Genomic DNA, 18,577 nt, shown 5'->3' with positions numbered 1-18,577 from the left:
GGGTGCCCAAACGCTATGAATCAGCTCACTCCCCCCGATCTCGCCGCATGGAACGAGCCTGCCGCGTATGGGAGTTGCGTAAGCAGCCTGTGCATCCTGCTGCACCGGCTCCCGGTCCCGGAGTACCCTTCCTTGATCGTTGGTGGGGGAGCGGAAGGCGGTACACGGGTGAGCTCGGGAGGGTTCGAGCTGCCCCCAGGTGACGCAGGTCACGAGGGGGAGTCGACCGATGCCCCGCCGGGGGCGGTCTCCCTCGCGCAGCCCATGGAGATCGGCGCGGAGCTGGACTGGGGAGCGGACGCCTGGAACGAGGTGCGCACACGGGCCCAGCGCGCCGGCCGGGCGTACATTTGGCTGAATCTCGTGGAACAGCGGCTGCGCGCCGTGGTCTCCGCGGTGGTCCGGCCGATCTACGAGCCGGTGCACGGCGAGGACTGGGTCGTGGCCGCCGCGGGCCCCGCGGGGCAGGAATGGGTCCAGCGGGCCGTCGCGGTCCGGGAGGTCTCGCGGCGCAAGGGCTATCTGCTCGACCCGGCCGACGACAACGTCCTCAGCTTCCTCACGCTCCCGCAGCTGCGGGAGCTGATGGTCCAGCACTGGGCCTGCTTCGAACCGTATTTCGACGACCGCCGTGAGGTGGAGCTCGCGCTCGACGAGCTGGAGGTGGCGCGCAACGTCGTCTCCCGCAACCGCGCGCTGAACGAGGCGGTCCTCGCACAGGCCGAGCGGGCCTCCGCGCGGCTCCTGGAGATCCTCGGCGGCGGAGCCGCCGTCCCGTCCGCCGACCGTCTGCCCGTGGACGCGGTGGAGGAACTGGTCGGCGACCGGTACGCCGACGTGGTCTCCGTCCACCCCGACCGGGTGCGGCTCCAGCGCCAGCTGCCCGCCGAGGACCTGTTCGGCGGCGCGCGCCGGCTCGACGCGATCGGCATAGGGCTCAATCTGCTCACCCAGAACTTCTCGGGCCGCAGGCTGGTCCGCCTCGCGGAGTCCGGCTGCCGCGTCCGGCTGCTGTTCATCAATCCGGCCAGCAGCGCGGTCAAGCGCAGGGAGCGGGAACTCGGGCTCAAGAAGGGCGAGCTGAGCCGGTCCGTGGAGATGAACATCCTGCACATGCGCCGGGTGCGCTCCAAACTCCGTGACCCGGGCGCCTTCCAGATCCAGGTCTTCGACGAGACGCCACGCTTCACGGCCTACCTGGTGGACGGTGACGGCCCGGACGCGGTGGGGGTCGTGCAGCCCTATCTGCGGCGCGCACGCGGCATGGAGGCACCCGTACTGGTGCTGCGCGGGGGCGGGCGCGCCGTGGTCCGGGCGGGCCAGGACAGCGAGCACGGTCTCTTCGAGACCTACCGCGAGGAGTTCGAGTCGGTGTGGACGGACTCCCGGCCCGTCTCCTGACGCCTCCTCCTGCGTTGTCAGTGGCGCGTGCGAAGGTGGTCTCCACATGGGGGAGAGCACCAAGGAGGAGGTACGGGATGAGCTGGCACCGGGAGCGTCTGGTCGGCTTCGACCTGGAGACGACGGGCACGGAACCGCTGGAGGCCCGGATCGTCACCGCCGCGGTCGTGGCGGTGGAGAGCCGGGCGGGCGAGCCGGTCCGGTGCGGCACCTGGCTGGCGGATCCGGGCATCCTGATCCCCGCGCAGGCCTCGGCGATCCACGGCATCAGCAGCGAGCGGGCGGCGGCGGAGGGCCGTCCGGTCCGTGAGGTGGCGGACGAGGTCGCCGAGACGCTGGTGGAGTACTGGCGCGAGGGCGTGCCCGTCGTGGCGTACAACGCCGCGTTCGACCTGACCCTGCTCTCCGCGGAGTTGCGGCGCCACGGACTGCCGTCCCTGAGCGAGCGGCTGGGCCGGCCGGGCATCGGTCCGGTCATCGACCCGTACACCATCGACCGGGCGGTCGACCGCTACCGCAGGGGCAAGCGCACCCTCGAGGCGGTCTGCGTCGAGTACGGCGTGGTGCACGGGGGCGCCCACGACGCCGCCGCCGACGCGCTGGCCGCGGTGCGCGTGGCGTACGCGATAGCCGAGCGGCACGGTTCGGTGGCCGCCCTCACCACCGCCGAACTGCACGAGCGCCAGATCGGGTGGTACGCGCAGTGGGCCGCGGACTTCCAGACGTTCCTGCGCCGCAAGGGCACGGCCGACGCGGTGATCGACGGCCGCTGGCCGCTGCGCGAGCCGGCCCCGGCACAGATCTCCTGACGGCCGCCCCGTCAGAAGGGGTACCAGCGGACCTCGGGGTCGTCCTCGCGCAAGGACGCCACCCTGCGGCGGAATTCGGCCAGCGCCTTCGGGTTGGCGGGGGCGTGCTGGGAGACCCAGGCGCAGCTGGCCGTCTCGCGGGCTCCGCGCAGCACGGCGCAGCCCTCCCACTCGCGCACGTCCCAGCCGTAGGCCGCCGTGAAGGCGTCGTACGCCTCGGTGGGCAGGCCGTACCGGTCGCGGGAGAGGGCGAGCACCACGAGATCGTGCTCGCGCAAGTCCGCGGAGAAGGTCTCCAGGTCGACCAGGACCGGTCCGTCCGGACCGACGTGGACATTGCGGGGGAGCGCGTCGCCATGGATCGGACCGGGTGTCAGATGCGGGGCCAGAGCGGCCGCCGCCCTCGCGAAACCGTCGCGCCGGCCGCGCAGGTACTCGGCGTCGGCGGGGTCGATCGCGTCCCCCGCGAGCCGCAGCCAGCGTTCCACGCCGCCGAGCAGTTCGCGGCGCGGCAGCGTGAGGCCCTCCGGGGCGGGCAGCGCGTGGATCGAGGTGAGCAGTGGGGCCAGGTCGCGGGGCTCGGGAGGGCGCACCGCTTCGGGGAGCCGGTGCCACAGGGTCACCGGATGGCCCTCGACCAGCCGGGCCGCGGGTTCGGCTGCCCGTACGGCCGGCACACCCGAGGCGGCGAGCCACCGGGCGACGGCGACCTCGCGCTCGGCCCGCTCCTTCAGCTCCGGGTGCGACGTGGCGTCCCTGCCGACCTTGACCACCAGGTCGCCGACGGCGAACACCGCGTTCTCCCCCAGTGCGAGCAGCTCGGCGCGGCCGGTCAGCCCGGTGGCGGTCAGTACCTCGCGTGCGCGCATCTCGTCCATGGCCCGATTTTCGCATCCGTGCAGGCCACCTTGACGAACGGACCGCCCGTCAGCACGATGACGGGGGCCGTGCGGACGGCTAAACATGGATGAAACCGATCCAATGGGGTAAAGGGGTCGATTCGTGACATTGACCGGTGTGGTGGCACCGCAGGGCCGCAAGCACCCACCCGGGGGGCCGCCGGAACGGCGCAGACGCGACGGCGCCACCTGGTTCCTGGTGCTGCCCGCGTTGATCCCGATCCTGCTCCTGAGCGTCGGGCCCCTGCTGTACGGCATCGCGCTGGCCTTCACCGACGCGCAGTCGGGCCGCACCCGCTCGACCCGCTGGATCGGCGCCCTCAACTTCCAGGACCTCCTGCACGACACCCTGTTCTGGGACTCGTTCAGGATCGGTCTGCTGTGGGCGGTCGGCGTGACCGTCCCGCAGTTCGTACTCGCGCTGGGTCTCGCCCTGCTGCTCAACGCGAACCTGCGCATGCGCTGGCTGGCCAGAGCACTGGCCATCATCCCGTGGGCGATGCCCGAGGTGGTCGTCGGCATCATGTGGCGCCTGGTCTACAACCCCGACGCCGGCATCCTGAACGAGACCGTCCGCGACCTCGGGCTCGGAGACGGCCGGGACTGGCTGACCGGACCGGCGACCGCCCTGCCCGCCGTGATCCTCGTAGGCATCTGGGCCGGCATGCCCCAGACCACCGTGGCCCTGCTGGCCGGACTGCAGAACACCCCCCACGAACTCCACGAAGCGGCCGCCCTCGACGGTGCCGGGGCCTGGCGCCGCTTCCGCACCGTCACCTGGCCCGCCATCAGGCCCGTCGCCCTGGCCATCAGCGCGCTCAACTTCATCTGGAACTTCAACTCCTTCGCCCTGGTCTACGTCCTGACCAGCGGAGGACCGGGAGGACGGACACGGCTGCCCATGCTCTTCGCCTACGAAGAGGCCTTCCGCTACGGACAGTTCGGCTACGCCGCGGCGATGGGCTGCGTGATGGTCGCGGTGATCTCCGTGATCCTCGCCGTCTTCCTCGCCGGCCGGCTCGGGGGAGGCGAGGACGCGTGAGTCCGCGTACCGGCGGAGCGGCGCGAACCGGGCAGTACGCGGCGCTCGTGTGCTATCTGGTCTTCCTCGCGTTCCCGTTCCTGTGGCTGATCTCCACGGCCTTCAAGCCCGCCCGCGAGCTGGGCTCGCTGCACCCCACCTGGCTTCCCGAAGACCCGACCCTGGACAACTTCCGGCAGGCGTTCGACGAGCAGCCGCTGCTCCGCGCCGCCGCCAACTCGCTGACCGCCGCCCTCTGCGCGGCTCTGATCGCCGTCGTCATCGCCACGCCCATGGCGTACGTCATGGCCCGTCACCGCGGGAGGCTGTCCACGGCCGCCACCGGGTGGGTCGTGATCAGTCAGGCGTTCCCCTTCGTCCTGGTCATCATTCCGCTCTTCCTGGTCCTGAAGAACCTGCATCTGATCAACTCACTGTGGGGGCTGATCATGGTGTACGTGGTGTGGTCGCTGCCCTTCGCCCTCTGGATGCTCGCCGGGTACGTACGGGCTGTGCCGCCCGAACTGGAGGAGGCCGCGGCGGTGGACGGGGCCGGCAAGGCGCGGATACTCGTCTCGGTCACCGCACCGCTGCTGGCTCCCGGCATCGTCGCCACCGCCCTCTTCGCGTTCATCACCGCGTGGAACGAGTTCTTCTTCGCACTCGTCCTGCTCAAGACCCCGGAGAAGCAGACCTTGCCCGTCGTGCTCACCCACTTCCTCGGCGCGGAGGGGGTGGCCGACCTCGGGCCGCTCGCCGCCGCCGCTGCCCTCGCCACCCTTCCCTCCCTCCTCCTCTTCGCGTTCATCCAGAAGCGCATCACGGGCGGACTGACGACCGGGGCGGTGAAGCACTGATGCGCCGCAGTCCTCTGGCGGCCGCCGCGGCGATGACCGCCACGCTGGCGCTTCTGCTGACCGGCTGTTCCGGCGGAGGCCGCGGCACGGACGCCGACGGCACGATCCGGCTGAGCTTCCAGTCACTGGCCTGGCAGAAGGAGTCCGTCGACGCCAACAAGCAGCTGGTCCAGGAGTGGAACCGCATCCACCCGGACATCCAGGTCGACTACGTGCAGGGCAGCTGGGACTCCGTCCACGACCAGCTGCTCACCTCCTTCGAAGGCGGCGAGGCGCCCGACGTCATCCACGACGCCTCCGACGACCTCGCGGACTTCGCGTACGGCGGCTACCTCGCCGACCTGCGGACCCTGCTGCCGGACCGGCTGACCGAGGACATCCCGCGGCAGTCGTGGCGGACCACGACGTTCGGCGACGGTGTCTACGGGGTTCCCTTCCTCCAGGAGCCCAAGGTCCTGATCGCCAACACGAAGATCCTCCAGGCGTCGGGCGTCCGGATCCCCACCCCGCAGCGGCCCTGGAGCTGGCCGGAGTTCCGTGAGATCACCGACGAGCTGACGGCGAAGGGGAGGTACGGAGTCGCCTGGCCGCTCAAGGAACCGGTCTCCGTCACGCTCAATCTGGGCCTGTCGGCCGGCGGGAAGCTCTTCCACCGCGACGCGGACGGCAAGGTGACCATCCGCTTCGAGGAGGGCGACCAGGTCATGCCCGAAACGGTCAGGGACCAGGTCAACGCTGATCGCAGCGCGGCGCGTACGGCGCTGGGCATGGGCGGTTCGGACACCCTGCCGGGCTTCTTCGGCGGCAGGTACGCCATGGTCCCCCTGGGCTTCTCCTACCGGCAGCAGGTCGTCGAGCAGGCCCCCGAAGGCTTCGAGTGGAGCGTCCTGCCCGCCCCTGCCGGCGCCGGCGGGCTCGCCCAGGGAGTGAGCCCGCAGACCCTCTCGGTGGCCGAGGACAGCCCGCACAAGAAGGAAGCCGTGCAGTTCATCGACTTCCTGCTGCGTCCACCGAACATGGTGCGACTGGCCAGGGGCGACTGGATGCTGCCGACCGGCACCGATGCCCTGGCCGATCCTTCGCTGCACACCACCGAGAACGGCTGGGCGACCGGCGCGGCCCTCGCCGGCGCCCTGCGTCCCGCCCCGGCCCAGTCGGTGCGCGGCTATCCGGAGTGGAAGGACAAGGTCGCCACGCCCGCGCTGCAGGAGTTCTACAGCGGGGCGATCGACGTGAAGGAGCTGGAGGAGCGCCTGGCCGGTTCGGGTAACCGCGTACTCGCCCGCTATCAGCGCTGATCCGGCGGTCGCGGCTGATCCGGCGGTCGCCGTCGTGCCGGCCGGGCAGGAGGCCCACCTGCCCGGCGCGGATGTCTCCCAGGCGGGACCGCAGGTGTCCACGCCGGCGGGCACGGGGCCCGCCGCGTGCAGGGAGAGCGCCGGCGGTGGAGCTGATCCGGCAGGCTTCCGGCGGGGACGGTCGCCGCAGGCGGGGTGGCACCACGGGTGACCGTGCCGGCCGCCGCACCGGGCGCGGCCGGCAATCCGGGCCGCCGACCAAGCGTCCGGGCCCGGAGATGACGGCGTGTCACGGGCGCTTCGCACCGGCCAGATGTCCCGCTTCATTTCGCGGCTTCGCGGCTTCGCGGCTTCGCGGCTTCCCGGCTTCGCGGTACGGGGAAGCCCTGTCCTGTGTGCGGCAGAGGGTGCGCCCGGCCGGAAGAAGAAGGCGCGGTTCCGAAGGAGTGGGCCGCGGGCCGTCGTCGGCAAGCGCGGCGATCACAGCCACCGGGTGCGGATTACGCGGTCTTCGCTTCCTCTGGCCCGATTTCGTCGCGAGTGCGCCGGTTTCCTGTGACGAAAGACGGGTGACTGCGTGACGGCTACATGAAGTTCTTGATCTGGGCGCGTCAATCCAGCAGGGTTTCGAAGCAGCCCCCGGAGATCTTCCGGCCGAGGGCCAATCCCCCCACAAAGAATGACGAGGAGACCCCTCTTCATGGCAATTCACAAGCGTGCACGCCGGGTCAAGCTGACCGCCGCGATAACCGCCGTCGCCGCCGCGGCGGGTGTCGGCCTTCTCGGCACCCCGTTCGCCGGAGCGGCCCCTGCCCCCGCGATGGGCACCGTCTACGGTGCCGACGCCGCCACGGCCGTCTCCGGCAGCTACATCGTGATGCTGGACGGGAAGGCGGACAAGTCGAAGCTCGCCGAGGAGTACGGTGGCAAGCTCTCGCGCACCTACGACTCCGCCATCAACGGCTTCTCGGCCGGCGGCCTGACGCAGACCGAGGCCAGGCGGCTCGCCGCCGACCCCGCCGTCGCCAAGGTCGTGCAGAACAAGAAGTTCCACATCGACGCCACCCAGGACGATCCGCCGTCCTGGGGCCTGGACCGGATCGACCAGACCGCGACCGCGGGCGACCACGCGTACGCCTATCCGGACGCCGCGGGTGAGGGGGTCACGGCGTACGTCATCGACACCGGCGTACGGGCGACCCACGGGGACTTCGAGGGCCGGGCCACCTCCGGTTTCGACGCCGTGGACAACGACGACGACGCGAACGACGGCAACGGACACGGCACCCACGTGGCCGGTACGATCGCCGGCGCCGCCCACGGCGTGGCCAAGAAGGCGAAGATCGTCGCTGTCCGCGTCCTGGACGACGCCGGCTCCGGGACCACCGAGCAGGTCGTCGCAGGCATCGACTGGGTCACCGCCGAACACGAGGGCCCGTCCGTCGCCAACATGAGCCTCGGCGGAGGCGCGGACCCGGCCCTCGACGCCGCGGTCCAGAAGGCGATCGCCTCCGGCGTCACCTTCGCGGTGGCCGCCGGCAACGAGTCGGGCGACGCGGGTGAAGGCTCGCCCTCCCGGGTCCCCGAGGCCATCACGGTCGCCTCCTCCACGGTGGACGACAAGCAGTCGTCGTTCTCCAACTACGGTTCGGTCGTCGACATCTACGCTCCCGGCTCGGACATCACGTCGGACTGGAACGACAGCGACGACGGCACGAACACCATCTCCGGTACGTCCATGGCGACCCCTCATGTCGTCGGTGCGGCCGCCGTCTACCTCGGCGGGCACCCGGACGCCACCCCGGAGCAGGTCGCCGCGGCACTCACGGGCGGGGCCACTCCGGACGTGATCTCCAACGCGACGGAGGGCACGGCCAACAGGCTCCTCAAGATCGTCGAGTAGGCCGGTAAGAAGGAACGGTCACGGGCCGCCGCGCCCACCCCCACGGGGCGCGGCGGTCGTGACCGGCGGGAAGATCGTCCTATGGTGGGGTCATGAGCACGAGGTACGCGGCGCTGCTGCGCGGGGTCAACGTCAGCGGTCGCCGCAGAGTCCCCATGGTGGAACTCCGCACGCTCCTCGCGGAGCTGGGGCACGGGGACGTCGCCACCTACCTGCAGAGCGGGAACGCCGTGTTCAGCAGCGCGTCGGGTGACGAGGGCGCGCTCGCCGCCGAACTGGAGCGGGCGATCGAGGCGCGGTTCGGATTCCCGGTCGACTGTCTGGTCCGCCCGGGTGCCTATCTGGCGGCGGTGGCGGACGCCTGTCCGTTCCCGGCCGCAGAGCTCGAGGGCAAGCAGCTGCACGTCACCTTCTTCGACCGGCCCGTCGACGCCGCCCGCTTCGCCGGCCTCGACGCCGCCGCCTACCGCCCCGAGTCCTTCCGGCTCGGTGAGCGTGTGCTCTATCTGTACGCCCCCGACGGACTCGGCCGCTCCAAGCTGGCCGACGCCCTCGGCCGGCCCGCCCTCACCCGGGGCCTGGTCGCCACCAGCCGTAACTGGAACACCGTGGCCGAACTCGTGGAGATGACGCGTGACTGAGCGATCGCCCGCCGTGGCCGCAGCCATCGAGGGCGAGCTCCGCCTCCTCGACCCGGTGGTACGGGCGTCCGCGGAGGTACTGGGAGCGATGCTGCACCCCGAATTCCGCGAGATCGGTACCAGCGGCAGGCTCTGGGAGCGGGACACGATCATCACCGCGCTCACGACCCCCGACCCCGGCGCACCGCGCCCCGGCCCGCTGACCGCGACCCGGATGCGGGGCGAACAGCTCGCCTCGGACCTGGTGCACCTCACCTTCGACACGGAGTCCAGGGGGCTGCGTTCTCACCGCAGTTCACTCTGGCGGCTGTCGGCGACCGGCTGGCTGCTCTACTTCCATCAGGCGACTCCGTTCATCGACGACCCGTTCGCCGAGGTCTGACCGCGCCCGGGCCGCGGCCCGGGCGTGAGCCGTACGCCGTACAGCGCCCGTCCCGCGCCGGCGACCGGGCCCGGAGCCCGTGCAGCACAGGCCGGTGCAAGGCCGCAAGAGTGCCGCCCCGGCCCGATCCGGCGCCCGATGGCGGCCTGTTCTCGCCGAAAGGGCCGATTCCGGCCATGCCAGAGGCTCGGGCAATTCAGCGGTAAGCCGACCGAACGGACGGTGGCCCGGAGCCTGCGGTCCAGGGTCGCGGAGGCCGGTGCACAACCGGGGGCGGGGCGTCCGGAGCGTGTGTGATCGCGACGCCCGGCGAGAAGGTGCGACGTCCCGCCGCTCGTTCGCGGTTTGCTGCAATGCGCCTCCTGCATCCGTCCGGTGAGCGGATACCGGCGTTCGGAGATCATCCGGTCGCCTATCGGAGTCCCCTGTCCGCTCTCCGTCATCGGTCCGGAAGGCGACCTTGCCACCGGGCCAAGCGGAGTCAAGGATTCACGTCGTGCGGTTGGCAGGTCCACGACTAGAACCCGCGGTCGCGGACAGCCGTACGCGCGGCCCGCCCACCCAGCGGGCCGTCACACCCCCCTTCATGGAGGAACTTGTGACCTTCAAGCGCTTCGCCCCCCTCGGCTCGCTCTCCAGACGAGCACGGCTCATCGCCGCGACCTCCGGTCTGGTCACCGCCGTCGCGCTTGCGGCACCGACCGCGGTCGCCCAGGCCGCACCCGACACCACGGTGACGAAGGCCGAGCTGGCCGACGCCGGAAACGCCGTGCGCGGTGCCGACATCGCCGGTACCGCCTGGTACACCGAGGCGAGCACCGGCAAGGTCGTCGTCACCGTGGACAGCACGGTCTCCGCCGCGGAGATCGCCACGATCAAGCAGTCGGTCACCGACTCCGGCGCCAAGGTCGACGTCAACCGCACGAACGGCACGTTCAACAAGCTCATCGCGGGCGGCCAGGCCATCTACGCGGGTGGCGGCCGCTGCTCCCTCGGCTTCAACGTCCGCAGCGGCAGCACCTACTACGCGCTGACCGCCGGCCACTGCACCGAGATAGGCAGCACCTGGTACACCAACTCCGGGCAGACCAGCTCCCTCGGCACCAGGGCCGGCAGCAGCTTCCCCGGCAACGACTACGGGCTCATCCGGCACACCAACTCCGCCAACGCGGACGGCCGGGTCTACCTCTACAACGGCAGCTACCAGGACATCACCTCCGCCGGCAATCCCACGGTCGGCCAGGCGGTGAAGCGCAGCGGCTCCACCACCGGTGTGCACAGCGGCACGGTCACCGGCCTCAACGCGACCGTGAACTACGGCGGCGGCGACATCGTCAACGGCCTCATCCAGACCAACGTCTGCGCCGAACCCGGTGACAGCGGCGGCTCCCTCTTCGCCGGCACCAAGGCGCTGGGCCTGACCTCGGGCGGCAGCGGCAACTGCTCCAGCGGCGGCACGACGTTCTTCCAGCCGGTCACCGAGGCGCTGAGCGCCTACGGCGTCAGCGTCTTCTAGCGCGCACGCACCACACGCACCCGGCCGCGGGCCGCGCTCTTCGAGCGCGGCCCGCTTCGGTGTCCCCTTCCGCCACCCCGGCGACGGGGCACTGGGCCAAGCGGGCGAACAGGGTGAGTCCAGGGTCCGGCGAGTGGCCGGAAGGGACACTCCGTATCAAACTCGGGCGATACGTCGTGTGCCCCTCCCTTCCGAGGGGCCCGACGGCGCATCCGCTTCCCACCAGCCCCGAGGAGATGTACGGATGGCGTTCAATCCACTCGAACAGCGGGGTATCCCGCTGGACCGCCAGCTACGCAACTGGCGAGAGCTCGACGTGCAGCCGATCGACCCGGACCGCTGCGACCCTTACACCCGGTGCCGGATCATCACCATGAACGGCATCGAGGTCGAGGCGATCCTGTTCAGCCACCAGCTGGCGCGGCACTGTCCCGACCCCGAGATCAAGCGGGAGCTGGCCCGCACGCGCTACATCGAGGCACAGCAGCAGAAGGTCGTGAACTGGCTGCTGCCAGGCGTCTCGTCGGTGCTCGAGACGACGATCGCGTACGAGCAGGTCGCGGTGGACCTCACCGCCTGGGTCGCGCGCATGGAGCCGGACCCGTATCTGAAGCAGGCGTACCAGTTCGGGGTGCTGGAGGACTTCGACCACCTGTACCGGTACGCGAACCTCTACGAGATGATCGAGCACCGCAAGGCCGAGTCGATCGTCGACGGGCTGACCGAGGTCATGCCGGGCCGCCCGACGAAGTACCACCACCGCGACCCGTACGACAACGTCCGCGACCCGTACGCGAAGGACGGGACGAACCCCCTGTCGAAGCTGCACGCGCTGACGATCATGTCGGCGGAGCAGCAGACGATGAACTTCTACATGAACACGGGCCCCACCTACATGGAGCCGATCGCCCGCCGGCTCTACCAGGAGATCGGGCTCATCGAGGAGGAGCACGTCACCCACTACGAGTCCCTCGTCGACCCGGGGGAGACCTGGTGGGAGCAACTGGTCAACCACGAGTACAACGAGTGCTACCTGTACCACTCGTTCATGGAGCAGGAGAGCGACCCGAAGGTCAAGGCGATCTGGGAGCTGCACCTGAACATGGAGCTGGAGCACCTGCACATCGCCTGTGACCTGATGCGGCGCCACGACGGCCGCGACCCGGAGTCGGTGCTCGCCCCCGAGCTGCCGAACGTGCTCACCTTCGAGCCGAACAAGGCCTACCTCCGTGAGCTGCTCGACACCCAGATGGACCTCACCACGCTCGGCGCCGGCTACGTGCGTGAGGCGCACGAACGGTTCGAGGCGATGCAGGAGCGGATCCACGGCGGCGAGGAGCCTCCGAGCGAGCAGGTCATCGTGGATCACGACGCCATGTTCGGCCGCGAGTACCGCGTGCAGTCCGAGGGCGAGCACCCCGACCCCGCCATGCGCGAGAAGTGAGGGACGCCATGCCCGGACCCAGGACCCCGCACGCCGGTGACGACCTGGCGCAGGACAACGACGTGGTCGCGTTGCTCATGCGCCAGCACGGCGACATCCGCAATCTCTTCGACGAGGTCGAGGGAAGCACCGGCGAGGGCCGCCGTGACGCCTTCCGCCGCCTCGTCCGTCTCCTCGCTGTCCATGAGACCGCCGAGGAGGAAGTCGTGCATCCCTTCGCCCGGCGCAACCTGCCGGGAGGCGAGCAGGTGGTGGCGGACAGGCTCGCCGAAGAGCGGGCCGCCAAGGAGGCGCTGTCCGCCCTGGACGGCATGGACACCGACGACCCCGAGTTCCTCCCGCGCCTGAAGGCTCTGCGGACGGACGTGCAGGAACACGCGCGGGCCGAGGAGCGCTACGAGTTCACCCACATCCGGCGAAGCCGCGACGTCACCGATCTGGCGGCCATGGCCAAGGCCGTCAAAGCCGCGGAAGCCATGGCGCCGACGCGGCCTCATCCGGGTGTGGAGTCAGGTGCGGCCAACGCGGCCCTCGGCCCCGTGGCCGCGCTGATGGACCGCACCAAGGACACGGTGCGCAAAGCCATGGGCAAGGGCTGACGCGCTGAGCCCGTAGCCGGGGCGCCCCGGATCGGTGGTACCGCTGATCCGGGGCACACACCGCAGCGCCGGCGCTCCGCGCTTCTTCCGCCGCCGCACGGGCCCGGTCCACCAGGAGTCCGGAGCCCATGCGCGGCAGGAAGACGACGGCGTGGCGCGGCCGGCAACCTCGGTTACGGCGGAGGCAGGCGGGGAACACGTGACCGGTGAACGGACCGGCGACCGGATGCGAGGTGACCTGGGGCCATGGGCCGCAACGAAGAGATGCCTCTTCTCGACTCCCTGGACGCCGTGGCGGATCTGGTGAGGCGTCGCAGCGGTCTGTACGTGCGCTGGTCCCGGGGGCCGCATCCGGACACGGACACGCTGTCCAGCCGCGACGAGCTCACCGGCGTACCGCTGCCGGGGCTGTCGGCGAACGCGCTGGACGTGGAGGAGTGGTGGGGGGACAGGCCGGTGCGCACGTGGGTGGCGCGGCGTCTGTACGACTACTCCCACCTCCCGCGCCTCAAGGGGACGTTCACCCGGCCGTGGATCCTGCACGGCACCGAGGCAGGGCGCGGGCCTGACAACGAGCCCCTCGTCCGGGACGTCGAGCCGCTGGGATGGATCGCCGCGTCCGTCATCGACGAGGCCGATCACGAGGTGACGAGTCTGCCCGGACCGTGGGGACCGATGCGGCGCGACGGAGACAGGCCCGGCTGACGGTCCTCCGTGGGGCGGACGGCCTCCCCGGACGCCCCGCCGCGTGCCGGCCGGACCGGGACGGCCCGGGTCCACGGACCGCCGCGCGGGCGCACGGGTGCGCGAACCGGGAACGACCGCTGTCGCGTTTGTTCAAGATCGACGGCCCGGGCCGGACGCACGATGGGCCGCATGAAGAACGCCCACGCACACCTCACCGAATGCGCCACCGAGGCCGCCCGGGTCGCCCGCTGCGCCGACCTCGCCGGAACCGCCTCCGCCACCACTCCCTGCGACGGCTGGGACCTGCGGGAACTGATCAACCACTGGGTGCTCCACACCGCACACGGCCTGGAATGCCGGGCTCTGCGCACGACGATCCCGGACGAGCTGACGACCCGTGACTTCACCGCCGACGAGGACTGGGCCGAGCGGTACGCGGCGCAACTGGACCGTGCCGTCGCCGCCTGGGCCGACCCGGCCGCCTGGGAGGGGGACATCGACACGGGCCATGGTGCCTCCCCGGCCGGGGACGTCGCCGGGATGCTCGTCATGGAGACGGCGTTGCACGGCTGGGACGTGGCCCGGGCCACCGGCCAGGACTTCCGGCTCTCCGACCCGGCGGCGGCCTACGTCCTGGAGGTCGTCGCAGCGTCCGCCGCGCTCTACCGGCAGTACGACGGCTTCGCCGCCGAGGTCGCCGGGGCAGACGGGGACGCGCCCCTGTTCGACCGGGCCCTGGCCGGCAGCGGGCGCGACCCCAGCTGGTCGGCGAGCTGAAAACGGCCCGGACCACCGGCGGCCGATTGGCCCACAACGGCGGGCCACCGGCTCCATAGGCTCCTGCCATGACCGACCCGAAGAACCCCCCGACGGGCGCAGCGGCCGTCGACTTCTACTTCGACCCCGCCTGCCCGTTCGCCTGGATCGCCTCCCGCTGGATGCTGGAGGTCGAGCAACGGCGCGACATCGAACTCCGCTTCCACGTCATGAGCCTTTTCCTGCACAACACCGGCAACGAACTCCCCGGCCTGTACCGGGACCTCGTAGACAGGTCGATCGGCCCGGTACGCGTCGCGGCCGCCGCGGCGCAGGAGCACGGGGACGCCATCCTGCGCGACCTGTACACGGCCCTCGGCACCCGCGTCCACCAGCGGGGGAACGACGACTTCGACGCCGTGATCGCCGAATCCCTGGCCGAGCTCGGCCTGCCCGCCGCCCTGGCGGACGCCGCGCACACCGACCGGTACGACGAAGCCGTGCGCCGCAGCCACGACCGGGGCAAGGACCCGGTGGCCGGCTCCTACGTCGGTACGCCCACGATCCACGTCGACGGCACCGTGTGGTTCGGGCCGGTCCTGAACTCCGTGCCGCGCGGTGAGGAGGCGGCACGGCTCTTCGACAGCTTCCGGGTGCTGGCCGGTCACCCGGACTTCTTCGAGCTGAAGCGGACCCGCACCGGAAACCTCGACTGCGGCTGACGGGCCGGCCAGGGCCGGCCGCCTCAGGCGACGCGCGAGGTCAGCCTGTCCGACACCGCGCACGCCTCGTCGTACCGGGCCGCCAGCAACCGGGCCAGCTCGGGCGACGGGCCCAGCACGCCGGCCAGGACATCGGCCCCCGCCTCCTCCGCCCCCGCCGCGATCCGGTCCGGGAGACGACCCGGTGCGATCACGTACGGGGCCACCGCCACCCGACGGGCGCCCTCGGCGCGCAGGGCCCGTACCGCTCGGGCGGTACCTGGAAGGGATGCGGAGGCGAACGCAGGCCGCACGGCGCACCAACCGGTGTGCCGCAGCTCCCGCGCGATTTCAGCGATCACTGCGATCGCCTCCGGGTCTGTGGATCCCGCCGCGGCAAGGACCAGTCCGGTCGAGCCCTTGTCGGCCGGGGAGAGGCCCGCCTCGTACAGCCGCTGCTCCAGTGCCGAGTTCAGCAGCGGCGACGGGCCGAGGACGCCGGCCTGCCGGATCCGCAGCCGCGGCAGCCGGGACCGGGCCTCGCGCAGGACCGATGGGATGTCGGACTTGGCGTGGAAGGCCCGGGTGAGCAGCAACGGAAGCGCGACGACCTCGTCCACCCCGTCCGCGGCCAGGCGTTCCAGCACCCTGGGCACGGGCGGGGCGTTGAACTCCAGGAAGCCCGTCTCCACGCGCAGCCCGGGCCGCAGCGACCGTACCCGCGAAGTGAGCGCGTGCACGGCCGCCGCGTGCCGCGGGTCACGGCTGCCGTGGGCGATGACGAGGAGAACGGGGGAGGACATGGGGGACTCAGCTCCTGACGAGGAGACCGCGGCTGCGCAGCACCCGTCGCTCCAGCGGGCTGAAGATCAGCAGGTCGATCGCGATACCGACGAACAGGATGAGGAGGATCGCCAGGAAGATCCCCGGCATGTCGAAGTTGTTCCGGCCGTTCTCCAGCAACTGGCCGAGCCCCAGGCCCAGGTCGGGCGAGGACGCGATGATCTCGGCGGCCATGAGAGAGCGCCAGGAGAACGCCCAGCCCTGCTTCAGGCCCGCCAGATAGCCGGGCAGTGCCGCCGGCAGGACGATGTGCCAGGTCCCGCGCAGTCCGGTCGCACCGATCGTGCGGCCCGCGCGCAGGAACAGCGGCGGCACCTGGTCGACGCCGGAGACCAGGCCGTTGGCCACGGACGGCACGGCACCGAGCAGGATCACCGCGTACATCGTCCGGTCGTCGAGTCCCAGCCAGATGATGGCCGGCGCCACCCACGCCACGGACGGCAGGGACTGCAGCCCGGACAGGATCGGGCCGATCGCCGCCCGGACGACCTTGACGCGGGCCACCAGCAGCCCCAGCGGGGTACCGATGACCACGGCCATCAGGAAGCCGAGCAGACCGCGCGACACGCTGGTCCAGATGACCTCGAGCAGAGTGCCCTCCAGCCACATGTCCTTCGCGCTGTCCCAGACGGCGGACGGCGGCGGCAGTTTGTAGTCGTCGGTCACCTTCGCCCAGACCAGCAGCTGCCAGACGAGGAGGACCAGGACCACCGCCACCACCGGCGGCAGGACCTTGCCGAGCAGTACCTCGCGCAGCGGGGTCCGCCGCACCTGTACGGCGTCCAGGGCGTCGAGCCCGGCCTCGAGTCCGGCCAGATCGTCGGCCTTGGTTTCAGTGCTGGCCATGACGGCGGATCTCCCCACGCAGTTGTTCGGTGATCTCGACGGACAGTTCCGCCACGGCGGTGTCCTCGATGCGGCGCGGGTGCTCGATGTCGACCGTCCACTCCCGGGCGATCCGGCCGGGCCGTGAGGACAGCAGGACGACGCGCTCCGCGAGCCGGACCGCCTCGCGCACGTTGTGGGTGACGAAGAGGACCGAGGCGTTCGTCTCGCGCCAGATGCGGGTCAGTTCGTCGTGCAGCACATCGCGGGTGATGGCGTCGAGCGCGGCGAACGGCTCGTCCATCAGCAGCAGCTGGCTGTCCTGGGCGAGCGCACGGGCCATCGCCACCCGCTGGCGCATCCCGCCCGAGAGTTCGTGCACCCGCTTCCCGTACGCCCCGCCGAGGCGCACGAGTTCGAGGAGCCGCTCCGCCTCCGTGCGGCGATCCGCCTTGGACACCCCGCGCAGCCGCAGGGCCAGTTCGATGTTCTTGCCCGCGGTCAGCCACGGGAAGAGGGCGTGCTCCTGGAACATCAGGGCCGGCCGCCCGCCGGGGGTCTCGATGGCCCCCGCGGTCGGGCGGTCGAGTCCGGCCACCAGGTTGAGCAGGGTGGACTTGCCGCACCCGGACGCTCCCAGGAGGGTGACGAACTCGCCGGGAGCGACATCGAGCGTGATGTCGTCCAGGACCAGCTGCTGCCCCGTGGGTCCGGCGAAGGACTTCGAGACGTGCGTGATGCGAGCGGCGTGCTCGACCGCTGCACGGTCCTCGGCCTTGGTGAGGGTGGTGGTCGCCATGGTCGTCACCTCCTGGGAATCGTGGGGCCTCTTGGTGCGGGTCGGGTGGGCTACTTGACGCCGAGACCGGCGTCGGTGACCTCGGGCTGCCCCGCGGCCTTGAGGACCTTGTTCAGCGGCTTCAGGTCGTAGATGCCGTCGAGGTCGGGCTTCTCCAGCAGACCGGCCTTGACCGCGTGGTCCGCCTGTGCCTGGAGCGTCGCGGCCAGCGGGTCGTCAGTGATCTGGATGGACTCCCACGCCGGGTCGATGACCTCCGTGGACAGTGCCTTGCCGCTCAGCTTCTCCAGCGCGGTGTTGGCCGAGGCCTTCGCCTTGTCCGGGTTGGCGTTGATCCACTTGTTGGTGTTCACCGTGCCGCGCAGTACCGCTTCCACGACGTCCGGGTGCTCGGAGAGGAACTGCTGCGACACGATGATGTTCGTGATGACGAACTTGTCGTCCGGCCACAGCGTCGACTCGTCGAGCAGGACCTTGCCGCCCTCCGCGACCAGCTTCGAGGCGGTCGGCTCCGGCACCCAGGCGCCGTCCAGGGAACCGGCCTTGAAGGCGTCCGGAGTCACCTTGTTGTCCGAGCGGACCACGGAGACGTCGCCCTTGCCGCTCTGGGCGTCGACCTTCCAGCCCTGCTCGGAGATCCAGTTGAGGAAGGCCACGTCCTGGGTGTTGCCGAGCTGCGGGGTGGCGATCCGCCTGCCCTTGAGGTCGTCCAGGTTCTTGATCTTCTTCGGGTCGACCACGAGCTTCACGCCGCCGGACGCCGAGCCGCCGATGATTCGCAGGCTCTTGCCCTCGGACTTCGCGTAACCGTTGATGGACGGGGAGGGGCCGATGAACCCGATGTCGATCGACCGCGCGTTGAGCGCCTCGATCTCGGAGGGCCCGGCGTTGAACGTCGACGGCTTGATCGTGGTGCCGCCGAGCTCCTTGGCGATGAGGCCTTCCTGGATACCGACCAGGGCGGTGGCGTGCGTGAGGTTCGGGAAGTACCCGATCTTCACGGTGTCCGCGGAGAGCTTCTTCCCGCCGGTGGAGACGCTCTTGGTGTCGTCGTCCTTCGCCTCGGAGCCGTAGCCGCAGGCGGTGAGCGCCACGGCGAGCAGCGGCAGGGCGGCGGCGGCGGTGAGGCTGCGGCGCAGGGTGGTGCGGGGGGCAGACACGGGAGGCTTTCCTCTCGTCGGCCCGGCGCTCACGTC

General features: G+C 71.0%; 19 protein-coding genes. 14 read left to right on the top strand and 5 right to left on the bottom strand.

Going from position 1 to position 18,577, the window contains the following annotated elements; translation table 11 throughout:
• Window positions 1-168: 168 nt before the first annotated feature.
• Window positions 169-1,401, top strand: a complete 1,233-nt coding sequence (locus QFZ58_RS08370; RefSeq protein ID WP_307124287.1) for an SAV2148 family HEPN domain-containing protein — start codon at window positions 169-171, stop codon at window positions 1,399-1,401.
• 77 nt (window positions 1,402-1,478) lie between these two features.
• Complete coding sequence (locus QFZ58_RS08365; RefSeq protein WP_307124286.1) at window positions 1,479-2,210, top strand: 3'-5' exonuclease; 732 nt, start codon at window positions 1,479-1,481, stop codon at window positions 2,208-2,210.
• A gap of 11 nt (window positions 2,211-2,221) precedes the next feature.
• On the opposite strand, the gene QFZ58_RS08360 is transcribed toward QFZ58_RS08365, so the two are convergent.
• Entirely contained in the window at window positions 2,222-3,088 is an 867-nt protein-coding gene (locus tag QFZ58_RS08360; RefSeq protein WP_307124285.1) for a phosphotransferase enzyme family protein, read from the bottom strand.
• A gap of 124 nt (window positions 3,089-3,212) precedes the next feature.
• Between QFZ58_RS08360 and QFZ58_RS08355 the strand changes: the two genes are divergently transcribed.
• The 12 genes from QFZ58_RS08355 to QFZ58_RS08300 all read left to right on the top strand — a co-directional run bounded on the left by QFZ58_RS08355 (window position 3,213) and on the right by QFZ58_RS08300 (window position 14,935).
• Entirely contained in the window at window positions 3,213-4,151 is a 939-nt protein-coding gene (locus QFZ58_RS08355) for a carbohydrate ABC transporter permease (protein ID WP_373428533.1), read from the top strand.
• Window positions 4,148-4,987 carry a carbohydrate ABC transporter permease gene (locus tag QFZ58_RS08350; protein WP_307124284.1) on the top strand — a complete coding sequence of 280 codons (840 nt, stop codon included), beginning with the start codon at window positions 4,148-4,150 and terminating at the stop codon, window positions 4,985-4,987. Before QFZ58_RS08355 ends, QFZ58_RS08350 begins: the two co-directional genes overlap by 4 nt.
• On the top strand, window positions 4,987-6,285 hold the full coding sequence (locus QFZ58_RS08345) for an ABC transporter substrate-binding protein (RefSeq protein WP_307124283.1): 1,299 nt from the start codon (window positions 4,987-4,989) through the stop codon (window positions 6,283-6,285). The genes QFZ58_RS08350 and QFZ58_RS08345 overlap by 1 nt, the downstream gene beginning before the upstream one ends.
• 700 nt (window positions 6,286-6,985) lie before the next feature.
• A complete protein-coding gene (locus tag QFZ58_RS08340) occupies window positions 6,986-8,188 on the top strand; it encodes a S8 family peptidase (RefSeq protein ID WP_307124282.1) in 1,203 nt (400 codons plus the stop codon).
• Between the two features lie 92 nt (window positions 8,189-8,280).
• Window positions 8,281-8,829, top strand: a complete 549-nt coding sequence (locus QFZ58_RS08335; protein WP_307124281.1) for a DUF1697 domain-containing protein — start codon at window positions 8,281-8,283, stop codon at window positions 8,827-8,829.
• The gene (locus QFZ58_RS08330) at window positions 8,822-9,211 is read left to right on the top strand and encodes a nuclear transport factor 2 family protein (RefSeq protein WP_307124280.1); all 390 of its coding nucleotides are present in this window, start codon (window positions 8,822-8,824) and stop codon (window positions 9,209-9,211) included. Before QFZ58_RS08335 ends, QFZ58_RS08330 begins: the two co-directional genes overlap by 8 nt.
• A gap of 598 nt (window positions 9,212-9,809) precedes the next feature.
• Entirely contained in the window at window positions 9,810-10,727 is a 918-nt protein-coding gene (locus QFZ58_RS08325; protein WP_307128800.1) for a S1 family peptidase, read from the top strand.
• A gap of 244 nt (window positions 10,728-10,971) precedes the next feature.
• Complete coding sequence (locus QFZ58_RS08320) at window positions 10,972-12,171, top strand: hypothetical protein (protein WP_307124279.1); 1,200 nt, start codon at window positions 10,972-10,974, stop codon at window positions 12,169-12,171.
• Window positions 12,172-12,179: 8 nt separating this feature from the next.
• Entirely contained in the window at window positions 12,180-12,770 is a 591-nt protein-coding gene (locus QFZ58_RS08315; RefSeq protein WP_307124278.1) for a hemerythrin domain-containing protein, read from the top strand.
• Between the two features lie 246 nt (window positions 12,771-13,016).
• Entirely contained in the window at window positions 13,017-13,475 is a 459-nt protein-coding gene (locus tag QFZ58_RS08310) for a DUF6098 family protein (RefSeq protein ID WP_307124277.1), read from the top strand.
• A 171-nt stretch (window positions 13,476-13,646) separates the two neighbouring features.
• Entirely contained in the window at window positions 13,647-14,234 is a 588-nt protein-coding gene (locus tag QFZ58_RS08305; RefSeq protein WP_307124276.1) for a TIGR03086 family metal-binding protein, read from the top strand.
• Between the two features lie 68 nt (window positions 14,235-14,302).
• The gene (locus QFZ58_RS08300) at window positions 14,303-14,935 is read left to right on the top strand and encodes a DsbA family protein (RefSeq protein ID WP_307124275.1); all 633 of its coding nucleotides are present in this window, start codon (window positions 14,303-14,305) and stop codon (window positions 14,933-14,935) included.
• Between the two features lie 23 nt (window positions 14,936-14,958).
• Here QFZ58_RS08300 and QFZ58_RS08295 read toward each other — a convergent pair whose 3' ends face one another.
• The 4 genes from QFZ58_RS08295 to QFZ58_RS08280 are packed head-to-tail and all read right to left on the bottom strand — an operon-like array spanning window position 14,959 to window position 18,541.
• Window positions 14,959-15,717 carry a sirohydrochlorin chelatase gene (locus QFZ58_RS08295; RefSeq protein WP_307124274.1) on the bottom strand — a complete coding sequence of 253 codons (759 nt, stop codon included), beginning with the start codon at window positions 15,715-15,717 and terminating at the stop codon, window positions 14,959-14,961.
• Between the two features lie 7 nt (window positions 15,718-15,724).
• Entirely contained in the window at window positions 15,725-16,603 is an 879-nt protein-coding gene (locus tag QFZ58_RS08290) for an ABC transporter permease (RefSeq protein ID WP_307124273.1), read from the bottom strand.
• Entirely contained in the window at window positions 16,590-17,381 is a 792-nt protein-coding gene (locus QFZ58_RS08285; protein WP_307124272.1) for an ABC transporter ATP-binding protein, read from the bottom strand. Before QFZ58_RS08285 ends, QFZ58_RS08290 begins: the two co-directional genes overlap by 14 nt.
• Window positions 17,382-17,431: 50 nt before the next feature.
• Window positions 17,432-18,541, bottom strand: coding sequence for an aliphatic sulfonate ABC transporter substrate-binding protein (locus QFZ58_RS08280; RefSeq protein ID WP_307124271.1), 1,110 nt, complete (start codon window positions 18,539-18,541; stop codon window positions 17,432-17,434).
• Between the last annotated feature and the right edge of the window lie 36 nt (window positions 18,542-18,577).

It is taken from the genome of Streptomyces sp. B1I3, assembly GCF_030816615.1.
In the GTDB taxonomy this organism is placed as follows: Bacteria; Actinomycetota; Actinomycetes; order Streptomycetales; family Streptomycetaceae; genus Streptomyces.
This window is presented reverse-complemented; position numbering and strand designations above follow the sequence as displayed.